Origin of the sequence: Bacillus cereus (assembly GCF_002564555.1) — a bacterium.
Taxonomy (GTDB): Bacteria; Bacillota; Bacilli; order Bacillales; family Bacillaceae_G; genus Bacillus_A; species Bacillus_A cereus_K.
The window spans coordinates 183,289-209,452 of the sequence record NZ_NUVD01000104.1; the positions used below are offsets into that span (position 1 = coordinate 183,289).

Here is a 26,164-nt window from a genome sequence, read left to right on the forward strand (position 1 = left end):
TTGGAATTCGAAATAAACAAAATGATTTAACCGCAAAAAAAGGAATGTACAAAACATCCCTTCTTTTCATTATTTCTAATCACTTATTTTATTATGCATGGTATGGTAATCGTAACGATTGTTCCCTCGTTTTCTGTACTCTCTATGTGAATAGTTCCGTTATATTTCTCCACTAGTCGTTTTGCAATAGATAAACCTAGCCCATTCCCCCCTTGTTTTCTACTTCTCGCTTTATCAACTCGATAAAAGCGGTTAAGAACAAAAGGCAAATCCGCTTCAGGTATTCCCGCTCCACGATCTATTATACGAATTTTAACTTTCTCTGATTGCAAACTGGATTCAATACAAATATACTTATTAACTTCTTTTGTATATTTAACTGCGTTATCCATTATGATAATAATAATTTGTTCTAGGTAAGGTGATGGCATTGACACATATGCTGCATCTGCATCCAATTTCATATCAAATTGAAAGTCAGTTTGAAGTAACACAAAGTTTTGTGTTACTTGTTTTAATATGCTATTTACATGGACTGGCTCAGCTGCTATTGGATGCATCTGTTCAGATTCAGCCCTGGATAGTTCTAGCAATTCTGAAACCAATCTATTTAAACGATCTACTTCTTTTAAACTGGATTGAAGAGATTTATCTAATACCGCTGGATCATTTTTCCCCCATCGATTTAACATCGATAAATGTCCCTGAATGATTGTTAATGGCGTTCTTAATTCATGAGATGCGTCTTCTACAAATTGTTTCTGTTGTGTAAAAGAGGTTTCTACTTCATCCATCATTTCGTTAAAAAGAAACGATAATTTCGCAAGTTCATCATTATTTTCGCGTACTGGAACCCGTTCATTTAATCCGTTTTTCTTAATACGCTTCATCGTATCAGTTATATTTTGAACGCTTGATAATAGTTTTTTCGTTATAAGTATTCCACCTAAAAAACTAAATATCAATCCGCAGATTCCAGCAATAACCATTACCACTAAAATAATTTTTAATAAATGATCAAAAGTCTCTAAGTTTTTCGTAAGTTCGATTGTTCCGGTAAACTCTTTTGTTTGAATTGGTATGCGCTCAACTAATATTCGATCGTCTAGATGTCTTTTTATAAAAGATTCATCCTCTGTAACATGTTTCGGTTTTATCCAAGCTTCATTAAAATCTCTTGAAACAGAAACAATCGGTATCCCATTCATGTCGATAATACGAATCATTTGATGTTTATCAATCATATTATTCAGGAAATCTTTACTATTTTCAAACGTTTTACTCGAGAGGCTATCGTTTTTATCTTGGAAATATGCCGCTATTTCTGTCACTTGTCTATTTATTTGTTTTTGTTCATAATCTATAGTCCATTTATTAATTACAATAAATTGCAAAGCGCTATATAACATAAATAAAATAAATACTAATGTAGTGGACCAAAGTGTTAACTTCCACTTTATAGGTAGATTTCGAATTCGAAACATAATATTTTTTATCATTTCATTATATATCCTGCACCTCGGACAGTTTGGATATATTCCTCCTTATCAACGCTATGTAACTTATTCCGTAAATAACGAACATATACATCAACGATATTCGTCTCAACCATTGCATCGTATCCCCATACTTGATCCAATAAAACATCACGGGTAAGTACTCGATTAATATTTTTCATAAACATAAGTAATAGCTCAAATTCTTTATTTGTAAGTTCAATTTCTTCATTTTCTTTTGTAATAGTTCGAGATTCAATTTGGAGCTGTAAATCTTTGAACGTAAGAAATGAGACGTTCTTGCTTTCTATGTTTTCTTCTCGTCTAAAAATAACCCTCATACGAGCTAATAATTCTTCGATCGCAAATGGTTTCGGAAGATAATCATCAGCTCCACTATCTAATCCTGTCACACGATCCATAATACTATCGCGAGCAGTCAGCATAATAATTGGTGTCTTTTTAGTCGCTCTTAATCGACGACATACTTCCAATCCATTTAATCCTGGAAGCATTAAATCGAGTAATATGAGGTCGTAATTCTTTTCAAGTGCAACTTCTAATCCCTTTCTCCCATCAGGCTGTATATCTACTCTATATCCTTCATATTTTAGTTCTAGCTCTAAAAAGTCTGATAAACTTTCCTCATCCTCAATAATTAATATATGTTGCAACGATAATTCCTCCTATACGGTTAAGTGAATGAGTAATCCAATCCCAAATATAACTGCAATGATTTGATGTGCTTTTCGATACAAAATCAAGTTTGTTTTTTTATTAGGTTTTTGTAAGAAAAATCCGATAAACCCTAGAACGATTAAGGTTAAAAGAGAAAATATACCACTATATATGAGTAATATATGACGACTTCCTTTTATAAAAAAATATAACCCGTGAGTAATCGATACGGCTATTACAGCGTATCCGATTAATACGTGAAACTTTTTTATAAAAAGATATAGCTCTTTAAAAAATTTAAACCCAAGTATATTTTTCTTCTTTAAAAATAACCATATTTGACGTAAAAACCATAAAGATGCAGCTATAATTGCGCCATATTCACCGAAAGAACCTAATTTTTTATTTAACCATTTAACATTTAATACGTTCCCGTATATTACATTAATCACTAATAACACTGCACTGCAAATGATAATTGTAATACCTATTATTTTAACATACATATGGAAATATTTATTTCTAAGTATTTTCTCCATCTAATTCAGCTCCTTTCCTTTTACAATCTTTGAGAAGCAGTTTATCAAAAGAAAAAGAAAAGAGCATGAAAGTAAGATTAAATTAAAATGAGAATTTCAAAATCACTTGAACTTTCTATAAATCTTTTTCAGCTAATTTTAATATTTTTTGAATAAAAGGCGCTTTTGCTTTTGTATATGACACACGATCAAAAGGAAATGTAATAGCCAGTTTTTCTTTTAATTCTTTATATTCCTTTCGTGCCCATTCATTAGTTATAAGAAAGTCTCGAAAGAAAAGGTTGTTTCTCCATTCGTCACTATTATAAATATAAACATGTAAATGGTGGGTACCAGCCCTCCATTTTCCCTTTCTAAAAAAACACCAATTAGGTGTTTCTTTCGGGACATACTCATAGCCAATTATCGAAAAATTTTTAGTCCACTCTTCGGTAATTTGTAAATCCGTTACGCCAATCATCATATCAATAAGAGGTTTAGCGCTTAATCCTTCTACGGCTGTACTCCCTATATGTTCAATAGCAATCATTTCTTCTCCTAATAAAGAACAAAATTTATCTTTCTCTTTTAAATATTCTTCCTGCCATTCTTTTTGATATGGTTTAATAACAATTTGTTGATCCATTTTCTTCACCTCTGTATAAGTGCTAATCATTATATTTATAAAATTTCATGCTATTAAGATAGGATTTTTATAAATTATGTCGAATATTGAAATATACAATTTTATTATATTAAATTTGGGGTGAATTATGAAAGATATTCCAATTGAAATTAGGTTGAAGCATGTAACTTTCCAGTTAAAAGAAAATCATAATTTTGATTGGCTTATAAAATTAGGGAACGTATTTGCAGTTTTTGATCAACAGGATTCAGGTAATATATGCTTTGGTGTTGAAAAAAATGGCTTTAAGAAGTTTGTTAAATATGCAGGAGCGCAAACAATTGCATATAACGGAATTACAGATGCTGCTATTGAAAGGTTAAAAAGTTCAGTTCCTCTATACAAAGAATTAAAACATGAATCACTTATAAAATTAATTGAACACTTTCCAGTGCAAAATGGATATGTTTTAATCTTTGATTGGTTTGAAGGTGAATGTCTTCATCCTCACTGGAGCTTCCCACCTCCAGAAAAATATAAAAATCCAAGCTCTCCCTTTTATAAATTTAAGCATTTATCTGTAAGGGCACGAATGAATTCATTAAATTCCATTTTTTCTTTCCATACATATGTAGAACAGAAAAACTATGTAGCGATAGATTTTTATGACGGTAGTATTTTATATGATTTTAATACAAATGAGACGAAGATTTGTGATATTGATTTATACGCTAAAAAACCATACATAAATATAATGGGAAGACTATGGGGGTCCTCGCGTTTTATGTCTCCTGAGGAATTTCAGCTAAACACTATGATTGATGAGAGAACAAATGTATTTAATATGGGTGCGATAGCCTTCACGCTTTTAGGGGGCGAACTAGATCGTTCCTTTATTAAATGGGACGCAAGTAGAGAATTATATGAGGTAGCATCTCGTGCTGTAAATGAAAACCGTGCAGAACGATATGCATCAGTTAAAGAATTTTATGAAGCATGGTTAAAGATGTCTAATACTGAAAAGATATAAGCCTATATTCTGAAAACAAATATAGAGTTTATACTTTTATCATGTATAATACATATGAAATGGAAATTCAGAATAACGAGGCAAATATTATGGACTTTGTTTATATTAATCAAAACGTATTAAATAATCTTTTATACATTTTAAGTAGTATAGTTGTTTTTTATTTCATATATGATAGTGGTCGTTATTTAAAGAAATATAAAACACTACTCATTACGATTTGTACGAGTGTGCCACTTATTTTATGTATGAGATACCCTATCTATATGGATGAAAATTGTATTCATGATTTAAGGCAAATCCCAGTTATAATAGGTACACTTTACGGTGGATTCCCTGTCGGTATCATATTGTTTACTATTTTGTTAATTACAAGATTTTCATTTTATGGATTTAACATGTTAACAGTCATTGTTTATGGCACTATGCTTATCATTACAGCATTCGCATCTTCAAAATTTAATACATATAATAGAAAAGTTAAAGTAGCTTTTGCTATGTTTTTAACTTTTTTCCTAGCGATATTTACAACTGTGATTGTATTAACTTTATCAGACTTTGAAGTGAATAATTTGTATATTATTTATTTTATAATATTACCAACTACTTTGATGCTATTTATTGTTTATTTTAATGAAGTACTAAAAGATGCAGTATTTATGCGGTCAAAATTAATTAAAATGGAAAAAATGGAGATTGTTAGCCAACTCGCTGCTAGTATATCGCACGAAGTACGAAATCCTTTAACTGTTGTAAAAGGGTTTACACAACTTTTAAAAACACCAAATTTAACTCCTGCATCAAGAGACGAATATATTGAACATATACTTGAAGAATTAAATCGTGCCCAGGAGATTATTGATGATTATTTAACGTTTGCCAAGCCAGCTTCAGAAAAATTAGATCATATTGCAGTAGAACAAGAGTTAAATCGAGTTATTAATATGATCTTGCCATTATGTAATATGAATACGATACATATTACAAAAAACTTCTCCAAGGCAACGATAATTGGCAATAAACAGCACTTTCAACAATGTTTTTTAAACTTAATAAAAAATGGTATCGAAGCAATGCCGAATGGTGGCACCTTAAATATTTCATCATCTATTAGCAATAATAAAGTGGTCATACGAATAGAGGATCACGGAGTTGGAATGTCACAAGAGCAAATAAATCGATTTGGTGAACCGTATTTTAGTACGAAAACGAAAGGTACTGGTTTAGGTACGATGGTCGCTGTTAAGATTATTGAAACGATGCATGGAACTTTAAAAATTCAAAGTGTTGTTAATAAAGGCACAACTTTGATGATTACATTCCCAAAAAATTAAGGTTCCATCTTAAAACAAATAAAAAAGGAGCATAATAGCTCCTTTTTTATTTGTTTCGATACATGAGTATCTACAATGTTTTTTAAATTTACATTTGTGGAGACTAATTAATAATTAGTACCCTCCGCCCCAGCAGCTGCACCCTACAATAATTAATAAAATAAATAACACAACTAATAAAGCGAAACCTCCACCAAAACCACAAGAACCACCGAAACTCATATTTTCTCCTCCTTTTGGTTTGAAAACTAATAGGTAGTTGATCATTTTAACTGGTTCGTATTATACATTATGTGTATATCCCTTTTTTGAGCATGTCCACCGAAAAATAAGTAAAAGCACTCGCTTGTGAGTGCTTTAAAATGGATACCAAAAATTTTGAAATACATTTAGTTTTAAATATACTGCAACCATTAAAATAAAAACACCTGCAAATAAAGCCATGAAATCCCCACTTTTCGCTTTATTTGTATAGAACCACGTACGTTTATCTTTCTTGCCAAATCCTCTTAAATCCATTGCATTTGAAACTATATCGATTCTTTCTAGAGAATGAATGATTAGAGGCCAGAAAATTAAAATACGATTTTTCATACGAATCCATAAACTTGCTTCTCCTTTTTCAAAAGCTACTCCCCTTGCTTCTTGCGCATGTTTAATAACTTTATATTCAGACTGAATGTCAGGTATATAGCGTAATGCTATATTTATTGCATATGTAATTTTATAATGAATACCAAGTTTACTTAAACTGCTTACAAATTCACTTGGATCTGTCGTGTAAATAAAGATAAGTGTAAATGGTAATAACGTAAAATACTTTAATGAGAGTGTAGCTGCATAAAATAATGTTTCAAATGTAATTGTGTCATAGCCAATATGTAAAAATGAAGTATAGGATCCGGTTAATTCAGATCCATGGGTTGGTGTAATAAATACAATCATGACAGAGTTTAATAAACTAAATGTAAATATAACACTAAAAACAATAAAAATTTTACGTAGTGGAATTTTAGCAATTAAGAGTCCGATACATCCAATAATAAATAATATTAGCAATATACGAAAATCAAAAAATAAAAAAGTAAACGTCATACAAAATATAAATAGAAGTAATTTCACTGCCCCATCCATACGATGAAAATATGTGTTATGCATCTTCCTCCCTCCTGTTAACATCGAAATACAGTTCCAGAAACTTTTCTGAATATGAAATTCCACTAAATCTAATTAGCTTGAACAAAGAACTCTCACTTAGATTTGCTCTTTGTAACGTTTCTTCATGCCCTAATACAGTAGACACCGTATTATTCGCAATAATTCCCCCTTCATGTAGAACTATCGCTCGGTCTGCATATTCTAATGCTAGATTCATATCGTGTGTGATAAAAATAAAAGATATTCCCTTTTTAGCTAGCTTTTTAATAAACGACATAAACTGTTTATAATGATAATAATCTTGTCCAGCTGTCGGTTCATCTAATATGATAAGTTTAGGGTTTGTTGTTAATACAGATGCGATAGTTAATCTCTTTTTTTGTCCGTAGCTTAGTGCTTGAATTGGCCAATTACGAAATGGATATAAACCACAGATTTTTAACGATTCTTCAGCTCTATATTTAATTTCTTCCTTAGAAGACTTTTTTAATTTTAATGTAAATGAGACCTCTTTTAAAACAGTAGGTTGTGTAATCATATGATTTGGATTTTGCATCACATAAGAGATAATCTCCCCGCGTTTACGAATAGACCAAGAATTGATAGTTACTCCATCTAACAAAATTTCTCCATCTTTTATTTTATTTATACCAATCAGACTATGGGCTAATGTTGATTTCCCAGCTCCATTATGTCCCAACAGTGCTACAATTTCTCCTTCGCATATTGATAGACTTACATTTTTTAATGCTTTTTGTTTATTAGGATAAGAAAATGACAAATTCTCTACTTTAAGTAATTCCTTGTTTTTAGTATTACTTTTTAATACAACTTGCTTATTCATCCACTCTTTTATAACGTTATAGATTCTTTCCTTTTGAAGGTTTTCAAGTGGATATATTACGTCATTACTACTATCAAAATTTAATTTCTTTAGTGCTTCAATGTATATCGGTTCTCTTAAACCGATACGAGGTAATATATGAGACGTTAATATCTCTTCTGGTGTCCCTATCGCAACAACTACACCTTCATCAATTAAAATAATTTTATCTAAATCCAGTTTTAAAATTTCTTCTATTCGATGTTCGATAATTACAATTGTTTTATTATATTGTTTATGTATATCTTTAATAAGCTCTATCGTATGTAAACTACTTAGCGGATCTAGGTTTGCTAACGGTTCATCAAACAATAATATATCGGCATTTGTTGTTAATAGACCTGCCAAAGAAACAGTCTGCTTTTGACCTCCTGATAATTCATGTGGACTTCGTTTGTGAAAAGTAGGTATCTTTACCTTTGTTAATGAGCCCGAAACAATCTTTTTCATCTCATCTTGATTTATACATTCATTTTCTAAATAAAAAGCCACATCTTCTTCTACTGTAAGGCCAATGAACTGAGCATCTTGATCTTGCAAAATTGTTCCTACATGTTTACTCTGTTCAAAAATACTGCCTTTCCTCGGGTCTTTTCCGGCAATTAAAACGTTACCAGTACTAATCCCTTCATAAGAAAATGGGATTAGCCCATTGATACAATGAGCTAATGTCGACTTTCCTGAACCACTTCGTCCAGCAATTAGTACTTTTTCGCCAGAATTTATATGAAATGTAATATCTTTTAAAGTAGGCTGCGCAGCATGCCCGTATTGAAAGGTGAATTGTTCAAACGAAATAATTGGTTGCATGTTTATATCCCTACTTTTCAATTTTTAAATGTGTATGTTTTTTATTCGATTTAGCTAGGCCAATTGTAATCGGTAATCCAAGAACTAAGAATACAATAACATCAGAAATTGTTGCTCCTAGTACTTGGATAACAATTTTATCAAATGGTTCTCCCATCACAATAATATCGAATGCCCCAGCAAAAATAATGGCAATAACTATACCAACTAACCCAGCAATTGCTAAATAAGAAATATCCCCCTTACTATACGTCCCGTTTTTCACACTAAAGCCAACTCGTTTTTGAATGAGACCCATCGCAAAACCAATAATTCCTGAGCTAACTACCCAGCCCCACCAAATACCTCCGCCAGTGATCGTATCTGTTACTGTATGACCGATAAGTCCTATTAACAGTCCAGCCACTGGACCAAATAATGTTCCAAAAATGGTTAATATAGCTAATCCAGGTTTAATAAATGTATTTGGTGCAATAGTAAATCCCCAAAGTCCTAATATCCCGTATAAGGCTGATCCAATTCCGATTGCTACTACTAACTTTGTTGATAATGTATTCATTACAATTCTCCTCTCATATTAGTAAACTTTTATTACTCTATATTTATTTTAAAAATGAATTATGCATCGACACTCCCTTTCTATACAATAAAAAATGACCTCTTACATAAGAGGTCATTTTCTTTCACGTTCAAGAATCCTCTTATCTTACAAAAAACACATCGTGTCCTCTGCGGAATTAGCACCTTCCTATGAAATTACATAGGGGTTGCTGAGGTTTCTTAGGGCCGTTCCCTCCACCTCTCTGGATAAGTATTAATTTGTAATTCGTATTATGGCACCAATAAGAGTGATTTTCAATACTTTTCTAATTATTTTTATTTTTTTGTTAAACGATACACCTAAATCATTGTATTCTTATCGGAATTATGAAATAATGAATTCAAAATTGTTACGGGAGGAATGTATGATGAAAGTAATTGGTTTAATTGGTGGACTAAGTTGGGAATCTACATCACTATACTATAAACATATTAATACACTTACCCTCTCTCAATATGATCAAAATGCTAAACTTGTCTTATACAGCATGGACTTTGGTGAAATAACTACTTTATTACAAAACCATCAATATGAAGAAGTAAAAAACGAATTAATCACTGTTGCCAAGAAGGTGGAAAAGTCCGGAGCTGAGTGTTTATTAATGTGTTCAAATACGGTCCATTTATTTGCTGAGGAAGTAGAACAGGCCATATCAATCCCACTTCTTCATATCGGTGATGTTAGTGCTGAAAAAATGGTAGAACAGAATATAAAACGCATCGGACTTTTAGGAACGAAACAAACGATGGAACAAGATTTCTACAAATCAAGACTAGCAAATTATAACATTGAGACAATTATCCCAAATGACGAGGAAAGAACTTTTATCCATCATGTTATTTTAAATGAATTAAGTAAAGGGATTATTTCAGAAACATCAAAAGAAAAGCTATTACAAATTACAAATGCATTAATTCAAAACGGTGCGGAGGGTATATTACTCGGCTGTACTGAAATACCATTGCTTATTTCCAAAAATGACCTTACTGTTCCTGTTTTTGACACTGCTTTTTTACATGCAAATACTGCTGTACAGTTTGCTGGATAATACTATAAAAGCATAATGGCTGAGTTTTAATCAGTCATCAAAAAAGGCATCCACATAAGTAGATGCCTAACGGTGATAAGGAGTGTTCTGTGAGGTAAGGTACAAGCTGTTCGGCTTGTCCTTTGCTATCAATATATGAATCTTTTTATAAAACGTGAATACTTAATAGAATTATTTTATCCATTATTAATATAATGTTTAAAACCTAATTGAAAGTAAATATAAGAATCCCCAATACCCAAAAGCTAAGCTTTTGGGTATTGGGGATTTACTGACTTAAGGGTTACTAATAGAACGTATTGTTAGAAATCTATCATCACAATTTGAGATAGATTATTTCACCTGAATTTTCGGCAAGTATATCGTTACCGTTGTCCCGACACCAACCTCACTCATTATACTTATCGTTCCTTGATGACTTTCAATAATTTTATAACTTAACATTAATCCAATACCAGTACCTTTTTCTTTCGTGCTATAAAAAGGTTCACCTAATCTTTTAATTCTTTCTTCGGGTATTCCTATTCCTTGATCTATTACACTAATAATGACACCATCTTCATGTAATTTTTTTATATGAATTGAAATTTCTCCACCAACTGGCATTGCTTCAATTGAATTTTGCAAAATATTAATAAATACTTGTTTCAATTGATTTTCTGAGCATTCAATGATTATCTCTTCGGAATCCGAAAATAGTTCTACTTGAATATTTGTCATAATTGCTTTTGTATTAATTAGCGATACAACATTTTTAAAAATTTGATAAATATTTTTCTTTTCTGTATTTATTTCATCAGTTTTAGCAATCGACAAAAACTCTTGGAGGATTGCTTCTATTCTTTCTATTTCAGAAAGCATAAGATCAAAATATTTCTCTTGATCTTCTTTATTAATTTGGAATAACTGTATAAACCCTTTAATTACAGTTAAGGGGTTTCTCACCTCGTGAGCTACACCAGCTGCTAATTGCCCGATTGCTGCAAGTGTATCAGATTTATTTAGCAATTCTTCTGCCTTTTTCCGCTCTGTAATATCGCGTACAATAATCATAATTTTATCATGCAATAATGGTAAACATCTGGCCTCAAAGAAATCAACGCTTCCATTAAGTGTTAATGGATATTCTACAATTACATTCGTTCCTTCTTCTTTTAATTTGCGAATTGCTTCTTGAAATTGCTGTGCTACTGGGCATGGTAATATTTCGTAAAATTTTTTTCCCATAAAAGCTTCTGCGGGTACGTAAAATTTTATAGGGGATCCTGCTTTATAATCTATAATCGTACCATCATCTTCTGTTAAGAAACATAAATCTGGTAAAGCTTTAAAAATCAGTTCTAATTCAGATGTTTGTTGTTTTAACTGCTCTTCTATTGTTTTTAAATGTGTAATATCTACACCAACAGCCCAGTAACTAAATCCACTTACAGGAAACTGTTCTGATATATTGGACCACATTATCGTTTTAATTTCACCATTTTTACATGTTAAACGCATTTCCCAATCTCTAAAATTTTTTCCACGTGTCAAAAAATTCTGTTGTATTTGATGACGGTAATTATGGTCAGGATACAATAATCGAAGTGCGTTTGGATTCCCAATTATTTCTTCAGCAGTATAACCTGTTACAAATTCACATTCTCGATTCCATAGAACAAAATCTCCATTATAATCAAGCGCATCAACCATAACTGGCATGTTTTGCAAAATTGTATGTAATTCCTCCTCTTTTCGAGTGAGCAATGTTGTATTTTTGATTGGGACTCCTTTTGTAGCTCTATCTATAATGAGATTAGCAAGCATTTCAAAGTATTTTTGACAATTGTAAATCTCACTTTTTTTAGACCACACAACAAAAGATCCTAAATGATTATCGTTTAAGAAAATGGGGATTTCAATCTTTGGGAGTTTACTCTTTTTTACTTCATTCATACCGAATGAAAACACACATTCTTTTTCAGCATCAAGAAGTTGATGTGATATGTTAGTTAATTTATAAAATTGTTCTGCCATGGTTTCTATTGTACTCACATCAATAAGTTCCATTAGCCGAGCATTCATTCCTTTTTCACCTCGATATGTCAAATTAATACAAATTATGAATTCATACTTCTCCATTATACGAAGAATGTTGTCATAGGTATATAGCAGAAGAATAATTATTCGAACAAATTTTATTTTTCAATTAAAAACATAAAATATCAATTGTATAAAAATACACACATTTATAAAGTTCATAAAATATTCACAATTTTCATGAAAAATATAAACATTTATTCCAATATATTCTATATAATAAAGTGTAATAAGGCTTCTATGAATCTCATAGAATACCTTACCCCTAATAAAAAGTAAAAAAGAATCNNGATTCTTTTTTACTTTTTATACCAATACATACGTATTCAAAGCATGTGCAACACCATGTTCTTCATTAGATAATGTCTCATATTGACACATTGCTTTTATTTCTTCAACAGCATTCCCCATCGCAATAGATACATTTGCTTTCTCCATCATAGAAACATCGTTTAAGCCATCGCCTATTGCTACAGTATTTTCAAATGTAATATTTAGATGTTCTGCTAAAGTATATAATCCATTTCCTTTTTGAGCATCTCGGTGATTAATCTCTAAATTATGCCAATATGAAGATGTAATGGCTAAATCAGTATTATACAGAAACTTTTCTTTTACTTTTTTTAATTTCTCTATGTCATAAGAAAACGGTAAAAGTTTATGCACATGTATATCCATTTCTACAATTGGTTTACAACTTTCTGTACTATGAAATGCTGTATGCTCAAGATATAATGCAGCAATCATTTCTAACTCTTTCAAGTCGAAATTTTCTTTTGAATTCTTCACATACTCGATTTCATTACGCACACTCTCTACTCCATAATCTGGTACATACACACCTTTATCCGTATAAAGTTGATAATATAAATCATTCTCTTCAAGATATTCTATAATTTCTAGTGCTTGCATATTTTGAATTGGATATCTCTTCATCATCTTTTTATCTGTATAAATAAGTGCACCATTTTCAGCAATAATCGGACATTCTAAATTTACTTCTAGCAATAGTCGTTCAATATCCACAATAGAACGTCCTGTACAAATTGCTACAACATGGCCAGCTTCCTGACATTTTCGAATTGCCTCTGCATTCTCTTTACTAATCATTTTATTCCCAGAAAGAAGAGTACCATCTAAATCAATTGCGATTAATTTCATTATTTCTTCACCACTTTCTATAAATACACGAGCTCTTATTAAATAAAAGGTATCGTTTTCATGCTAATCTCGTGAAGTACTCCTTATTTATAATTTATGAAAAGCGTTTCAGGTCAAGAAATATTTTTAAAAAACATGAATGAAAATGAGATTTATTATCAATAATATAATTAATAAAAGGGCAACCACGATCTGGCTACCCTTTAAAAGTTTATATTTCTGGATCGAAAGTTTTGCAATCTGTTTCTTCCGTAGTAGAAGCTTGTTTCCCTTTATTACTTACTACATAAATTGCATCTGCACTACATTTGTTACCGTTAGCCCAAAATTTACAGTTGTTTACTTCACATAAAACGTCTTGTGCCATAGTATCACACCTCCTTGTTTATTTAGCATTAACAAAATCTTGAGGTATGATACTTTTTGCGCTGCATTTTTATTTTAATTTCTATTAAATATCTTAATGTTCTTGCTGGATTACCCCTTTTTTATCATCATTAGTCGTAACGATCGGTTTTAAATTATATATTGGTAAAATAAATAATAAACCTATAATAAACAGTAAAGCTGTAATTTCATACATTGTGCTTAGTGAGAACATTTCCTTTAATGAACCAGCTATACTCATCGTTACTACCATTGATCCGGTAAAGAGTGGACTTAAAATACCATTTACTCTACCAATAAAATCTGTATCGCTATTTTGTATAATGAGTGTATTAATCCCTATTTGAATACACGGTAGAGCTAAACCACTAAAAAGCTGAGCAGTAAGTGTTATCCACAAGTTTGTGGAATAGCCGATTATGCCGATCCCAATTGCCTGACCTAGCATACCGATAATTAACATCTTTTGCGGAACAACATTTTTAGCAAATACCATCGCTAAAGCTCCTCCGACAATCATCCCCGCACCATTTACTGTTAGTAACCATTGTAAACTCTCTTTTGATAACCCTAACTGTTCAGTCACAATAAATATACCTAGTGGCTGAATTAAACCTATACCTAGTCCAGCTGCCATAAAACATAGTCCAAGCAAAGTTAATGCTTTTTTCTTTTTTACATATCTAATACCATCCAGCATTTCCTGTAATAATGTGATTTCTTTCTTCTCATTTTCATTCTCGAGATCTTTCGGAAGAAATAACAAAACAACTGCTGCAAGTAAAAAAGCGATACCTGTTATGATAATTGAAATATAAATTCCAAAACTATGAAAGATAAATGTTCCAAGAATCGGTCCTAATACCATAAATATTGCAAATAGCGTTTGATAAATAGACATCGCTAGTTGTATTTGCTCAGTCGATAAATGCTGTTTAAACAACTTCATTCCCGATGGTTGAGAAAACTGCGAAAGAATTGCAGAAATGAGCGTCACAAAAAACACGATTTTCCACGTTCCAAACATAAGGGTAATTAGCACAGCGAATACTGAAATAGAGCTTAAAGTTTCACACCATATCATTGTCTTCCTTGGCTTCCACCTATCAGCAAAAGTTCCACCAATAAAGGAGAAGATAAAAATCGGAGCAAATTCAGCTACTGAAATCATTGAAATAGCGAAAGCATCACCTTTCGTCATTTCCATTACATAAAGTAATACCGCAAAATTCCGAACCCATATTCCAATTTGTAAAAATAATGCTGATGCAAGAATTCCTTGCACAAACCGATTTTTTAATACTTGCGATACCCCATGATTTTGCTTCGTTATTTCAGTCGCCGACATAAAAAAGCCTCCTATTTCGTGTTCTGAACAGGAGGCAGCACAAATCATATAAAAAGACTATATTTTCGCAGCGCGAAACACATCCCTTTTCTATAAATGTACATACTAATCCTATTCAGAAGAATATTTCGTTTTTTAACGAAGATCTCTTACAAATAGAATTAGTTGATCATTGGGATGTTTTCACCCTTCCGTTTCGAATTTAAATAACACATACATACTCTATGTATAACATTTTCAATGTATGCATGTCTTAAAATAAATATTCTAGAATGTTAATGATAATTCCCCTAAAGAACGCATTAAATAATTGCCTTGCCATTTAATTTTTTCACGATCACCTTTTATTTGTAGTGCAGGCATTCGATTAAACAAAGTAGAAATAGCAATCTTTGCTTCTAGCCTAGCAAGGGGAGCTCCTAAGCAGAAATGACTGCCATGACCAAAAGCAATATGACGGTTATTTTCTCGTGTAATATCAAATACTTCTGGCTTTTCAAATACTGTTTCATCACGGTTTGCTGAAGCTAATGCAATAATAACCATGTCACCTTTTTGTATCATTTGGTCGTGAATCTGAAACGGCTCAGCCGCCCACCTTGCAGTTGTAACCTCAACTGGAGAATAATAACGTAATCCTTCCTCAATAGCGGAGTCAATAAGGTTTGGATTATCTTTTAATAACTGCAGTTGATCCGGATTTTCGAGAAGTGCTAATACCGTATTTGTAATTAAGTTCACAGTTGTCTCGTGTCCCGCTACGATAAGTAACATAATCATGGAATATAGTTCTGCGGCACTAAGTTTATGTCCCTCACTTTCCGCAAGTATTAAAGCACTCACCAAATCCTCTTTTGGCTCTTGCCTTTTTACATCAACTAAATATTGAAGATATGATATAAATTCAGTTAATTGTATTCCAATTCCCTCTATTTCTTCAGACGTTTCTGGGCTAGCAATTACGGCATGAGACCAAATTCTAAATTTTTCTTGATCTTCTTTTGGAATACCGAGCATTTCACTTATAACAATGATTGGTAACGGAAATGAATAATCATCAACTAGATTCACTCTACCTTTTTGCTCAGCATCATTTATTAAATCATCTGCAATCTCTTGAATTCTTCCTTCTAATTGCGTAATCATCTTCGGTGTAAACGCTTTTTGAACTAAAGATCGTAAACGACTGTGGTTAGGTGGATCTGAATTTAACATGTGCGTTGTTAAATGATCACTATTGTCAATGGAAAGATACATGTTCTTTGTATCTTGAGGAAACACATTTACCAGATCTTTTTTTAAGCGATTATCTTTTAAAAGTGGCAAGGCATCTTCATATCTTGTAATAAGCCATTCCGTACCTAATTCAGTTTTATTTACAAATAAGATAGGTTGCACGTTTCTTGATTCTTTATAAATTTCATATGCATCTTCTTTAAAATGGGCCGAAGCTAAATTAATACCATTTTCTATTCTTAGCCCAACTTTATTTTTCATTGACATTGTATTCCCTCACTCTCATTTGTTCTTTAAAACCAGCCAACATTTGTATTATACTCTAATGAAAATGTGAAGATTGTAAATTTTCAATGAAAATCTTACTTCGTATATTGAAAAATAAAAAAGTGGTAGAGTAAAATCATTCTCCTCTACCACTTCTCTTTATGCGAAGCACATGAAATTACTAATTTGTTGATAGCGATAACTTACTTTACGGCGGCGACCACCTTGCCAAGTATATCCTGATACTCCGTTGCTTCTCACTTCAGTCGGAAAGAACCATAAGTCTCTTCCAAAAGGTCCAGGACGATGTAAACGTAAATATCCCCATCTTCCTAGACAGTTACACATCCATGATTTCATATTGCCTGCTTGTGCTGGAGAAGCAAATGTAGATGGTAACGATGGAGCTTGTGACGGTGGTGGTGACGTTGGAGCGTCTTCCGCGTCATCTGGTCTATAATCCTCTTGTTCAATATCTCTAAGTTCATCTACAGCTTCATATCCGTATTGCTGTGGATAATAATACATCGCTTGATCATATGGATAGTTTTGTTGGTTATACATTTTAACAAATCACCTTCTTTTCATTCATTACCTTTAACATTCATATGTGATACATCATCTATAGGAAGCTTATGTATAGCCTAAATTCATAAAAAAAGTCCGCCTTCATTTTTTCAAAAATAGAGGCGAACCTTTTTATACAATTAATAAATAACATCACATATATTATTTTTATAAAGAAAATACTGTATAATCCCTTTTTACTTCATTATTACTAATAAAAATGTAAGAGATAAAAATAAACAAAGAGGAATATATAAATTTGTATCCATTCTAGCAAACTTCGTATCTTTTTTTCGTTTAAAGATACCAAAGTAATTAAACTCACCAATTACCCTTATGAAAAAAACAATCATACAAATCCAGGAGCCGGCTTGAACAATAACATTAGGAACTGCAAAGTGAACAATATTTGTTTGTTGTAGTAAAATTATTGCTGCCATACTTAATAATAACGCAATGACCAGTGTCATTCCTGTACGAGGTGTAAACGCTTTTTCTCCCGATATAGTTGGAATAACACTATTTGTCCCCCACGTACCTCCGAAAGCCCAATAAACATGCAAAAAGCTAACTAAGAATAATATACAAACAGAGATATATGTAATAATAAGCATTTTGCCCTCCATTTATTTTATTTCAGTCCCCATCTTTAAAATATATTATGAGTCCCTCATTAGCAACCTATATTTAATTACATAAAAAAACCCTGTAATGATTTANNTAAATCATTACAGGGTTTTTAGAATTCATTACGCATTATACCTATTTCTTCTACGTTCCATCCTTGTTTGTCCTTGAACATTTCCTTCTTTATATTGATCTATTTGCTCTGTCATTTCATACGTTGCAGCTGGTTCTTCGTAATTACGCTCATGGACTCTTTCTGGATTTTTACGTTTAGACGTCTTTCTCCCAAACTTAAACAATTTCATTTTTAATTTTGGTAATCTTGGAAGACGGACCTTAAATGAGAGCCTTTTGCGTTTCTTTTTTTGTTGAAATAGATTTGTATTCTCTTTATTATCTTTCTCTTTGCGGTGTATTAATATCGCAAGTAATCCCCCTAATATAAGACCTCCAACTAAAAATAGAAGATATACATACTGACTTGTCATTAAGCTCGTCATGCGTTCAAGTATGACTAACGACTGTACTTCTTTTATATCCCATAGTAAAGCGGCCCATAATGAGAATAAGCCCAAAGTAAGCCCATATGTACGAAAACGGAATAAACACGGAATTAAAGCGACACAAGCAGCAATTTTAGCGTTCGCTATGATGGAACTTGTTGAAATATCCTGATTCCAAATGACAAGCAGTAGTGTTAAAAATGGCGCGTACGCTATCCAACTACATATACGTGAATATATCTTTTTCGCAAAGTAACTACCGAAACTAGTGAAAAATAACAGTCCCCCAATATATAATGATTGCTCTAGAGGGATTTGCTTTATAATTCCTGCAATTGGAAAGAGGCCGCTCAGTAGCATTAATAATACATCTAATTTCTTCACAATTCCCCATTCCTTTCGAATTTCTTAAAACTACTTTTCTTTATGACTCAGTTTTTGTATTTCTAAAAAACATCTTAATCCTGAATGTTAATAAAGTAAATACGTAATAGAAAAGATACTTGACAAAGGATAGCCATATTTACATGAAAAAATGACAAATCCTGATCGGTATAACGAGCAGGATTTGTTTATTATTATTTAAAGTAGAATTATTGAATCTTTCTCTTCTATATTTATTACATCAACATCTAATTCATCATCGAATTCTTTAAACTCTCTTGCATCTATATCAGTGACATAACTCTTTATTACTTTAGCCATATGCATAGAATATGGCATGTGTATATCTTTTTTCGAAAGCATACTTGAATTACAGCACATGTAATGTATCATTTTAGCGATATCATCCCTTTCTACTGGTTTTACACCTAATGGTAGAATTTCAAGTATACCTTGTTGCAATGTCGCGCTACAATTTAATGAATATTCCCCAGTGCTATAATACATGCCCTTTTGATCTACATATAATCCAGTTCCATCCATAGCTTCATCACGCTCAATTACAACATAGCTTGGTACACCACAAGCTGTATTTATTCTTATGACATTTAAGTTTGGAACATTTAGCCTATTTCGAACAATTTTAGGTGAAATATCTAAATCAATTATTTCATTTTGTAACTCTTTTATCCAATATTTCCTCATATTCGCATCTACAATAAAATAAACTCGTTCATTTTCCTCTTTCGCATGTTGTAAAATTCCCATTAATGTTTCGGATACAAATTGCTTAAAAAGAGCTCCCATATCATTTCTCTTTGATGGTTGTGGTAAAAATGCATTATGTTTATTTATATTTAATAACAAATAGTCAATCGGTTGCCACTCTGTATTTCCATATAATTTATATAATATTTCTTTGCCTTTTATTTTTGAAAAAATAGGTAAGAAATCAAATTTCGAGATTCGTTCAACTGATAAATTGACATATGTACAAGGTAAATTCATCTTATTCCAATTACGTTTCAAAAATCCCTTTTGTTCCAATAAACTAAAAATACTATTTACAATTGTTTCACGGGATACACTTTGCCCTATAAATAAATTAATAAATGTTGAAATACGCTTTGTTCGTGCAAAACCTTCACGAATAATTTGTTTTGGATCAACCTTCTCTCGCCCATCACAATCTTTCATTGCGATTAATGATAACGTCGTATCACTTTGCTTACCTGCAGTAGCATGAACTGCTTTGACAACATCATCTACAAGATTTGTTTTATATTTCTGGCAATATTGCATTTTATATGGATTTTGTAACACCTTGTCAATATTAAATCTTACTACCTTTAACAATACTGGAGTATCTGCGTTTACTACATAAGATGTTTCACTCATTTTAGCTAAAACAATGCCGCTATCAAATAATGCTTGTTCTATTTCCATTGCTATATTTTCTGACCAAACTTCTAACGTTACCGTCTCTAGTCCTTTTGGTGCAAACAATGGAAAGAATGTATTTTCATTGTTTGATAGTATCTTTTTACATTCTGGGAGTAGTGTGAAATAAGAGAATCTACGCTGAAATTCTTTAAATAGAGACTCTCGCTCCTCTATTTTTATACCAAGCTTTATTTTAGTACCTTGAACTTTATATATTCTATCATTGTATGGAAGTAATACCCTTCTATTTGTCCCAATAATATATTCTTTCGGATATTGGAGAATATGGTCTAATTCAACTTCTCCACCTATATGAAAATCATCTTTTAACTTTCTAAATAACTTAATCCATTTCATACCGTTTGGAGCTTGCTGAACTTTTAGCTTTACAAACCGTATTTTTTTAGTATTTGATGTGAATTCCGGGGGAGAAATCAATATCATGCCCCGTTTTCTTCTTAAAAGTACAGGAATATTTGGATGATTATATTCTTGATAAAATCGTCGAATACCTACTGTAACATTTAATAACGGGATATTTTCCCCTCCGCGAGTTATACATTCAAACCGATAAACATAGGCGAAAAAATCTTGTGTTCTTTCATCTTTAATCGGTTCAGACATAGCCTCACAAATATTTTGTGATCGAAGTGGAGAAAAATAAATTTCTTCATTTTTATTTTCTAATTGTACAGGACATTCACAAAAAATATGTGAAATTAAAGCAGGCACCCACTTAGAAAACGATTCATTATCATGTAATACTGATAAATTAGAAATCGAGTCGTAATGCCATTCGTATTTTGGTGATTCTATTAATTGATTCGGTTTCCAATCATGAATAACCTCATACCAGCTTTGGAAAATATAATCAAGTTGTTCTTGTTTAATTGGCTCTTTTGAAACAATCCATGGTGTATTTTCATTTAATACATATGGATTATGTTGAATAAATAATATATCAGAAAACATATCATACAATCTTTCATTTAAGCTTTTTAACTTACTCGTTAATAAAAATGTCTTATAATGTATTTCTACAATGTCCAGCCATTCAATAGGAAAATATATAAATGATACATGTTCATTAAAAAGCGGTTCTATTATATTTTCAAATGTTAATAAGCGTAATTTCTCCATGCACTGAATACTTCCTCTCTTCATTTGTCTTGATTATCAAAAAATAAAAAACAGTTACTTAATCCAATCAATTTAAATCAAGTATTTAAAAGAAAAATAAATAACATTTTATTCGAATGATACGTTATTAAAACGATTCTTTTAAAAGTTTTAAGTAATTATCATTTACAGCACCCTCTAACATCATTGAAATTATACATCTTGATTATACAATATATAAGTGTATTGCATTTATAATTTACGGAAAATTTACAAAAACTAAAAAATCAGCATGGTTTGTATAAATTCTATATCTAATAGAAAGCGCTCTTTTATGTTTAAATAAGGATTCTGTTCTATTTTTTTATTTACGCTATTTTCGTAAGAATTGCTGCTATCTTGACCATACTGATAAAAGGTTGACTTTCAACTAGTAAATTGGATTTAAAGGAGGGTTAACATGAAAGATGAATTAAGTATAAATATCTATTTAGATGAAACTGATACTCCGTTTTCAAGATATTATAGCTCAGATGATGTTCACCTAAGCTCTGACCTTGAAGATTTTATTTTATCAAAGCTGCACAGTGGCAAAAGAAAAGAAGTAGAAATATTTTTTTCAGGTCAGAATGATTTTGACGAAAAGTCATTGAAGACTGCCACATTTAACACTTTTTCTAACTTCTTGAACGAAGAGGAATATACATATGCGAGAAATGTCAAAAAGGCTATTGTTTTGTTTGTGCTTGGTATTATTGTTGGGTTAATATTCTTGAAACTTTCAAGCACTCATGCCTATGTTGCAGGAGTATTAAGCATTGTGTGTTGGGTTTTTATTTGGGCAGGTACAGAAGTTTATTTTTTTGAAAATCAGCAAATCAAACGAAACATTAGAAAATGCAAGAATATTCTAAATGGTAATGTGCACAAAAGTATGTGATTTGGATGCGTTTTACTCATTAACTGAATTATTTCACATACACTATTTACTATCGATGCCATTCTTCTCTTCACCATTAATAGAGACTACTTCCAAGCTGTTTGAACTAGCAGCTTCACTCTTCTTGTAATGGGAAAACATTTTATCACAAATAGCTAACTCATACAACTCACTGGCAGACAACCAAAATTGTTGTCTGCTTTTTGTATAGAATTTTTCATTTTGCATATACTACTTTTGAGCCTGTATACCAATGCAAGCCATTTTGGTGTTTTGAATTCCGACTAAGCTTTTTGTTGCATAGATTATTACAATCTTTGACAACACTGGTTAAAAGCGCGTTTTCTGGTTATTCGTAGTTCTAGTCCAGAATAATTTTTCTCCTATTAAAGGACAGCAGGTACGACTGCTCGTCCTTTTTTACTTATATCGCATACTCTCAACCGTAATTTTCCCATGTAATTCTTATTTCCTTTCTTCATTTGTCTTGATCATCAAAAAAACTATAAAAAGAGGTATTGCTATACCTATGTATAGCAATACCTCTACTTTTTATCCAATTACATCTTTTACATCAGTATTCACAGGCCACTTTTCTAAAGTATAAGCCATATCCCAAAATGAATATTCATATTGACTACTAATAATAAAATGCTGTTTCATACGATTACGATCTGCCTCTGTTACTGTCTCAGCTATAGCATCTAACCGCGCGATCTGTTCCTCAACTAACGTACGGAACCAATCAGATCCATAAGCAGAAATCCATTCTTGATAAATTGGTTCTTCAGGTTGACACACTTTTAAACGTTCACCAATTTCATAATATAACCAGTAGCAAGGTAAAATAGCTGCAATGATATCCCCTAAATGCCCTTCATACGCAGCACGGTACATATGTGAAGTATAGGCATATGCAGTTGGCGCAGGAATAAAATTATCTTTTTCTTCTTTCGTAATCCCTAATTTCTTTGCGAAATTCTCATGTAATGATAACTCAGCTTCATACGTATTTTGTGCATGATGCGCCATACGAGCCGTCGTTTCTAATTCAAGAGCCTTTGCAGCACCTAACGTTTGTACTCTAGCAAAATGACTTAAATAATATGAATCTTGAAGCACATAATAACGGAAACTAGCTAAATCTAATGTTCCTTCGCCAAGTTTTTTTACAAAAGGATGATTAAAACTTGCTTCCCAAATCGAATCTACTTCTTTGCGTAATGATTGTGAAAAAGTCATTTAAATCCCTCCAATAATTTATAAAACATAATTATTTATCCCATTTATTAAAGCTGTAAAATAAAAAAACTTTCTTTACAGGCGTAAAGAAAGTGAAATAGACGATATTAATTTGTGCATTAAATATCTTGTCTTCCCACTTCCCTACGCTGGCATTAACCAGATCAGGTACTAAGAGTCTCAAAATCCCATTTGATCTCAGCCTATAAAAGGCCCCCCTAGTGGATAAATATTTAGTTGTCGTATTGTAATTATCATAGCATACTTCGTGGAACTATCAAAAGTTTTAATTGTACAATTTTCTTAAAACCCTTCTTCTTTCCTTACTTTTAATGAAGTTTCAATTATCATATCTAATAGTTTACTATAATTAATTCCCGCAGCATTTGCACTTTTTGGCAGTAAACTTGATTGTGTCATCCCTGGTAGTGTATTAACCTCCATTACATATGGAATGCCGTCCTTCACCATCATATCAACCCTTGCATAAACACTACATTTTAATGCTTTATAACAAGCCAGTGACGCTTTATTTACACGTTCCTTCGTTTCAGCTGGAAGTTCGATAACTTCTTCAATTGTACTAGCATCATCATATTTTGCATTGTAATCAAAGAACTCAGCTGCATGTCGAATCGAAATGATAGGTAACTGTTTTCCATCAAAAATGGAACATGTAATCTCTTCGCCCTTTATATACTTCTCAATTACTACTTCTGAATCCCATTCAAATACAGTTTCCAGCATTGTAATCAATTCATTTTTATCCTTGACGATCTTTACTCCAACGCTCGAGCCACCAGAGTTAGGTTTTACCACTAACGGAAATCCTAATTTCTCTAACTCTTCAAGGTTTAGATCCTCCATTTTTGTAAGTTCGATCCAATCTGGTGTTTCTATTCCTTCATAACGTAAAATCTTTTTCGAAAGATTTTTGTCCATACAAATACCGCTAGATAACATATTGCTTCCGCTATAAGGAATACCTAAACTCTCTAGCGTCCCTTGAACTGTCCCATCTTCTCCGTATTTTCCGTGTAATGCGAGCAGCGCAAAATCAATGTCTTTCGCTTTTTCAATTAAATCCATTTTTTCATTTAATGTAATTGGAACGATTTCATACTTACTGTTATCTAAATGTGCAATCATTTCATTTCCAGTCATAATTGATACTTGTTTTTCAGAGGATACTCCTCCCATAATAACGCCAATTCTCATTTCCTCAACTCCATGTTTCATTTTTTAAAGTTTCACCAATTATTTGAATCCCGCTAACTATTTCCTTTTCTTTCAAACGTGAAAAGCCTAATCGGAAGGTATTCGCTCCCCCACCATCAGAATAAAAAACATCTCCAGGAGAAAATGTTACGCCTTTCTCATAGCACCTTTGTAATAGTGTTCGTGCATTAATATGCTCTTCTAGTTCTATAAATACATGAAGTCCACCATCTCCAGTCATTCTTTTAAATGGAATGTACTGATTACATGCCTCAACAGCTAACTCATATTTTTTCTTATAAACAGATCTTGCTTTTTTTAAATATTTTTCAAAATACCCTTCATATAAATATTGATACAGAACAGCTTGATCTAACGTAGAAGTATGAATCGTTCTTGCTCTTTTTACACTTTCTAAATAATGAATTAGCTCTTTATCTGCGATAATCCAACCTACACGTAAACCAGGGAAAAGTACCTTTGAAAAGCTACTAATATAAATCACATTATTACCAGCCCCAGCAAAAGTTAATAATGGTGCTAAATGTGAACCTGAATAACGTAATTCTTCATTAAACCCATCTTCTATAATCGGAATCTTATATTTTGAAAATAATCTCATCAATTCCGTTCTTTTCTCTGAACTCGTAACAATACCGGTTGGATTATGATAAGAAGGAATTAAATACGCGAAATCAAAATCCTTTTCACGCAAACTATTTTCTACTTCATTCGTATCAATACCATCTTCATTCATGTCTATCCCATGAACTTCAAGTCCATGCAAGCGAAAAAGCTTCAGTGCAGCATGGTGAGTTGGATTCTCACAAATAACACGCCCTGATTTCTTTGATAAAGAAGACAGTACGATATCCAGCCCCTCTGTAAATCCATTTGTAATTAGAATATCTTTGTTCGAAATATCTACACCTTTCATTTCCATATAATGAAGTAAATAATTCATTAATGGTCTATAACCTTTTGCATATCCGTAGTTCAATACGATATCCCCTTCAATGGACATACGAGTAAGAAAAGCTCTTTTGAAATTTTCAACATCAAATAGCTTTTCGTCCGGGGCTATGCTATTAAAAACAATCATTCCTTTTTCCCAGCGAACACCATGTTTCATTAAATCTAATTCATCCGCTAATGCGGTAACTGTATTGAGTTTATTTTTCCAATCTATTTCAACAGACGAAGTGTTAGAAATATCAACCTTCGCAACAAAGTTCCCTTTTCCTTTAACTGCATAAATGAGCCCTTCTTGCTCCAAATCCGCATAAGCAGCGAGTACAGTGTTTCTACTCACAGATAATAACTCACTCAGTTCTCGGGTCGATGGGATTTTTTGATTTCCCAATAGGTGCCCCTTCATAATCATCTTTTTTAAATAATCTTTCAATTGTATATAAACGGGTCGATCTTTTACAACTTTAAAATCTTTAAACAATTCCTTACC

At 32.0% G+C, this 26,164-nt stretch carries 24 protein-coding genes and 2 riboswitches; of the genes, 4 read left to right on the plus strand and 20 right to left on the minus strand.

Annotation, left to right across the window (positions count from 1 at the left end):
• Window positions 1-83: 83 nt before the first annotated feature.
• The 4 genes from COI75_RS24410 to COI75_RS24425 all read right to left on the minus strand — a co-directional run bounded on the left by COI75_RS24410 (window position 84) and on the right by COI75_RS24425 (window position 3,338).
• A complete protein-coding gene (locus COI75_RS24410; RefSeq protein WP_000594476.1) occupies window positions 84-1,499 on the minus strand; it encodes a HAMP domain-containing sensor histidine kinase in 1,416 nt (471 codons plus the stop codon).
• Entirely contained in the window at window positions 1,496-2,170 is a 675-nt protein-coding gene (locus COI75_RS24415) for a response regulator transcription factor (RefSeq protein WP_001163830.1), read from the minus strand. The genes COI75_RS24410 and COI75_RS24415 overlap by 4 nt, the downstream gene beginning before the upstream one ends.
• Before the next feature lie 12 nt (window positions 2,171-2,182).
• On the minus strand, window positions 2,183-2,713 hold the full coding sequence (locus COI75_RS24420; protein ID WP_000411449.1) for a hypothetical protein: 531 nt from the start codon (window positions 2,711-2,713) through the stop codon (window positions 2,183-2,185).
• A 115-nt stretch (window positions 2,714-2,828) separates the two neighbouring features.
• The gene (locus COI75_RS24425; protein ID WP_000372693.1) at window positions 2,829-3,338 is read right to left on the minus strand and encodes a GrpB family protein; all 510 of its coding nucleotides are present in this window, start codon (window positions 3,336-3,338) and stop codon (window positions 2,829-2,831) included.
• 127 nt (window positions 3,339-3,465) lie between these two features.
• Between COI75_RS24425 and COI75_RS24430 the strand changes: the two genes are divergently transcribed.
• Both COI75_RS24430 and COI75_RS24435 read left to right on the plus strand, forming a co-directional pair.
• Complete coding sequence (locus tag COI75_RS24430) at window positions 3,466-4,347, plus strand: protein kinase domain-containing protein (RefSeq protein ID WP_000651936.1); 882 nt, start codon at window positions 3,466-3,468, stop codon at window positions 4,345-4,347.
• Window positions 4,348-4,388: 41 nt separating this feature from the next.
• Window positions 4,389-5,681 (plus strand): sensor histidine kinase, encoded by a 1,293-nt coding sequence (locus COI75_RS24435; RefSeq protein WP_002095616.1) that lies wholly within the window; start codon window positions 4,389-4,391, stop codon window positions 5,679-5,681.
• Window positions 5,682-5,795: 114 nt separating this feature from the next.
• Here the strand turns inward: COI75_RS24435 and COI75_RS24440 are convergent, their stop codons facing one another.
• From COI75_RS24440 to COI75_RS24455, 4 genes are all read right to left on the minus strand, one after another.
• Entirely contained in the window at window positions 5,796-5,903 is a 108-nt protein-coding gene (locus COI75_RS24440) for a YjcZ family sporulation protein (protein WP_000007807.1), read from the minus strand.
• A gap of 135 nt (window positions 5,904-6,038) precedes the next feature.
• Window positions 6,039-6,839, minus strand: coding sequence for an energy-coupling factor transporter transmembrane component T family protein (locus COI75_RS24445; RefSeq protein WP_000552025.1), 801 nt, complete (start codon window positions 6,837-6,839; stop codon window positions 6,039-6,041).
• Window positions 6,832-8,532 carry an ABC transporter ATP-binding protein gene (locus COI75_RS24450; RefSeq protein WP_001182500.1) on the minus strand — a complete coding sequence of 567 codons (1,701 nt, stop codon included), beginning with the start codon at window positions 8,530-8,532 and terminating at the stop codon, window positions 6,832-6,834. The genes COI75_RS24445 and COI75_RS24450 overlap by 8 nt, the downstream gene beginning before the upstream one ends.
• 10 nt (window positions 8,533-8,542) lie before the next feature.
• Window positions 8,543-9,091: an ECF-type riboflavin transporter substrate-binding protein gene (locus COI75_RS24455; protein ID WP_001094754.1), complete on the minus strand. Its 549-nt coding sequence runs from the start codon at window positions 9,089-9,091 to the stop codon at window positions 8,543-8,545.
• 139 nt (window positions 9,092-9,230) lie between these two features.
• Window positions 9,231-9,346, minus strand: a riboswitch (SAM riboswitch).
• 151 nt (window positions 9,347-9,497) lie between these two features.
• Between COI75_RS24455 and COI75_RS24460 the strand changes: the two genes are divergently transcribed.
• Window positions 9,498-10,181: an aspartate/glutamate racemase family protein gene (locus tag COI75_RS24460; RefSeq protein ID WP_002095615.1), complete on the plus strand. Its 684-nt coding sequence runs from the start codon at window positions 9,498-9,500 to the stop codon at window positions 10,179-10,181.
• Between the two features lie 333 nt (window positions 10,182-10,514).
• Here the strand turns inward: COI75_RS24460 and COI75_RS24465 are convergent, their stop codons facing one another.
• The 9 genes from COI75_RS24465 to COI75_RS24515 all read right to left on the minus strand — a co-directional run bounded on the left by COI75_RS24465 (window position 10,515) and on the right by COI75_RS24515 (window position 21,323).
• Entirely contained in the window at window positions 10,515-12,245 is a 1,731-nt protein-coding gene (locus tag COI75_RS24465) for a PAS domain-containing sensor histidine kinase (RefSeq protein WP_000994065.1), read from the minus strand.
• A 321-nt stretch (window positions 12,246-12,566) separates the two neighbouring features.
• Window positions 12,567-13,421, minus strand: coding sequence for a Cof-type HAD-IIB family hydrolase (locus tag COI75_RS24475; protein WP_000766378.1), 855 nt, complete (start codon window positions 13,419-13,421; stop codon window positions 12,567-12,569).
• 211 nt (window positions 13,422-13,632) lie between these two features.
• Window positions 13,633-13,788, minus strand: coding sequence for a DUF1540 domain-containing protein (locus tag COI75_RS24480; RefSeq protein WP_000046093.1), 156 nt, complete (start codon window positions 13,786-13,788; stop codon window positions 13,633-13,635).
• 93 nt (window positions 13,789-13,881) lie between these two features.
• Entirely contained in the window at window positions 13,882-15,156 is a 1,275-nt protein-coding gene (locus tag COI75_RS24485; protein ID WP_001276850.1) for an MFS transporter, read from the minus strand.
• Window positions 15,157-15,423: 267 nt separating this feature from the next.
• Window positions 15,424-16,659 carry a cytochrome P450 family protein gene (locus COI75_RS24495; protein WP_000062116.1) on the minus strand — a complete coding sequence of 412 codons (1,236 nt, stop codon included), beginning with the start codon at window positions 16,657-16,659 and terminating at the stop codon, window positions 15,424-15,426.
• Window positions 16,660-16,818: 159 nt separating this feature from the next.
• Entirely contained in the window at window positions 16,819-17,223 is a 405-nt protein-coding gene (locus COI75_RS24500; RefSeq protein ID WP_000282695.1) for a hypothetical protein, read from the minus strand.
• A gap of 200 nt (window positions 17,224-17,423) precedes the next feature.
• Window positions 17,424-17,840 carry a DUF3995 domain-containing protein gene (locus COI75_RS24505; RefSeq protein WP_000905593.1) on the minus strand — a complete coding sequence of 139 codons (417 nt, stop codon included), beginning with the start codon at window positions 17,838-17,840 and terminating at the stop codon, window positions 17,424-17,426.
• Window positions 17,841-17,975: 135 nt separating this feature from the next.
• Entirely contained in the window at window positions 17,976-18,740 is a 765-nt protein-coding gene (locus COI75_RS24510) for a DUF3959 family protein (RefSeq protein ID WP_000732174.1), read from the minus strand.
• 198 nt (window positions 18,741-18,938) lie between these two features.
• Entirely contained in the window at window positions 18,939-21,323 is a 2,385-nt protein-coding gene (locus tag COI75_RS24515) for an RNaseH domain-containing protein (RefSeq protein ID WP_000413648.1), read from the minus strand.
• Window positions 21,324-21,762: 439 nt separating this feature from the next.
• On the opposite strand from COI75_RS24515, the gene COI75_RS24520 reads away from it, so the two are divergent.
• The gene (locus COI75_RS24520) at window positions 21,763-22,242 is read left to right on the plus strand and encodes a hypothetical protein (RefSeq protein ID WP_000651001.1); all 480 of its coding nucleotides are present in this window, start codon (window positions 21,763-21,765) and stop codon (window positions 22,240-22,242) included.
• 552 nt (window positions 22,243-22,794) lie between these two features.
• Here the strand turns inward: COI75_RS24520 and tenA are convergent.
• The 3 genes from tenA to COI75_RS24540 form a co-directional block, all read right to left on the minus strand.
• Window positions 22,795-23,484 carry a thiaminase II gene (tenA, locus tag COI75_RS24530; protein WP_000144515.1) on the minus strand — a complete coding sequence of 230 codons (690 nt, stop codon included), beginning with the start codon at window positions 23,482-23,484 and terminating at the stop codon, window positions 22,795-22,797.
• A gap of 124 nt (window positions 23,485-23,608) precedes the next feature.
• Window positions 23,609-23,714: riboswitch (TPP riboswitch) on the minus strand.
• A gap of 73 nt (window positions 23,715-23,787) precedes the next feature.
• Entirely contained in the window at window positions 23,788-24,702 is a 915-nt protein-coding gene (ddlB, locus tag COI75_RS24535; protein WP_002095614.1) for a D-alanine--D-alanine ligase, read from the minus strand.
• A gap of 4 nt (window positions 24,703-24,706) precedes the next feature.
• Window positions 24,707-26,155: a MocR-like pyridoxine biosynthesis transcription factor PdxR gene (locus COI75_RS24540; protein ID WP_000471639.1), complete on the minus strand. Its 1,449-nt coding sequence runs from the start codon at window positions 26,153-26,155 to the stop codon at window positions 24,707-24,709.
• Window positions 26,156-26,164: the final 9 nt, after the last annotated feature.

Coding starts and splice junctions, on each gene's coding strand:
- COI75_RS24445 (WP_000552025.1), bottom strand. CDS start 6,839: ATGCATAACACATATTTTCATCGTATGGATGGGGCAGTGAAATTACTT.
- COI75_RS24465 (WP_000994065.1), bottom strand. CDS start 12,245: ATGAATGCTCGGCTAATGGAACTTATTGATGTGAGTACAATAGAAACC.
- COI75_RS24420 (WP_000411449.1), bottom strand. CDS start 2,713: ATGGAGAAAATACTTAGAAATAAATATTTCCATATGTATGTTAAAATA.
- COI75_RS24505 (WP_000905593.1), bottom strand. CDS start 17,840: ATGCTTATTATTACATATATCTCTGTTTGTATATTATTCTTAGTTAGC.
- COI75_RS24515 (WP_000413648.1), bottom strand. CDS start 21,323: ATGGAGAAATTACGCTTATTAACATTTGAAAATATAATAGAACCGCTT.
- COI75_RS24480 (WP_000046093.1), bottom strand. CDS start 13,788: ATGGCACAAGACGTTTTATGTGAAGTAAACAACTGTAAATTTTGGGCT.
- COI75_RS24520 (WP_000651001.1), top strand. CDS start 21,763: ATGAAAGATGAATTAAGTATAAATATCTATTTAGATGAAACTGATACT.
- COI75_RS24455 (WP_001094754.1), bottom strand. CDS start 9,091: ATGAATACATTATCAACAAAGTTAGTAGTAGCAATCGGAATTGGATCA.
- COI75_RS24440 (WP_000007807.1), bottom strand. CDS start 5,903: ATGAGTTTCGGTGGTTCTTGTGGTTTTGGTGGAGGTTTCGCTTTATTA.
- COI75_RS24460 (WP_002095615.1), top strand. CDS start 9,498: ATGATGAAAGTAATTGGTTTAATTGGTGGACTAAGTTGGGAATCTACA.
- COI75_RS24485 (WP_001276850.1), bottom strand. CDS start 15,156: ATGTCGGCGACTGAAATAACGAAGCAAAATCATGGGGTATCGCAAGTA.
- COI75_RS24435 (WP_002095616.1), top strand. CDS start 4,389: ATGTATAATACATATGAAATGGAAATTCAGAATAACGAGGCAAATATT.
- COI75_RS24410 (WP_000594476.1), bottom strand. CDS start 1,499: ATGATAAAAAATATTATGTTTCGAATTCGAAATCTACCTATAAAGTGG.
- COI75_RS24495 (WP_000062116.1), bottom strand. CDS start 16,659: ATGTCAATGAAAAATAAAGTTGGGCTAAGAATAGAAAATGGTATTAAT.
- COI75_RS24500 (WP_000282695.1), bottom strand. CDS start 17,223: ATGTATAACCAACAAAACTATCCATATGATCAAGCGATGTATTATTAT.
- COI75_RS24475 (WP_000766378.1), bottom strand. CDS start 13,421: ATGAAATTAATCGCAATTGATTTAGATGGTACTCTTCTTTCTGGGAAT.
- COI75_RS24430 (WP_000651936.1), top strand. CDS start 3,466: ATGAAAGATATTCCAATTGAAATTAGGTTGAAGCATGTAACTTTCCAG.
- ddlB (WP_002095614.1), bottom strand. CDS start 24,702: ATGAGAATTGGCGTTATTATGGGAGGAGTATCCTCTGAAAAACAAGTA.
- tenA (WP_000144515.1), bottom strand. CDS start 23,484: ATGACTTTTTCACAATCATTACGCAAAGAAGTAGATTCGATTTGGGAA.
- COI75_RS24450 (WP_001182500.1), bottom strand. CDS start 8,532: ATGCAACCAATTATTTCGTTTGAACAATTCACCTTTCAATACGGGCAT.
- COI75_RS24425 (WP_000372693.1), bottom strand. CDS start 3,338: ATGGATCAACAAATTGTTATTAAACCATATCAAAAAGAATGGCAGGAA.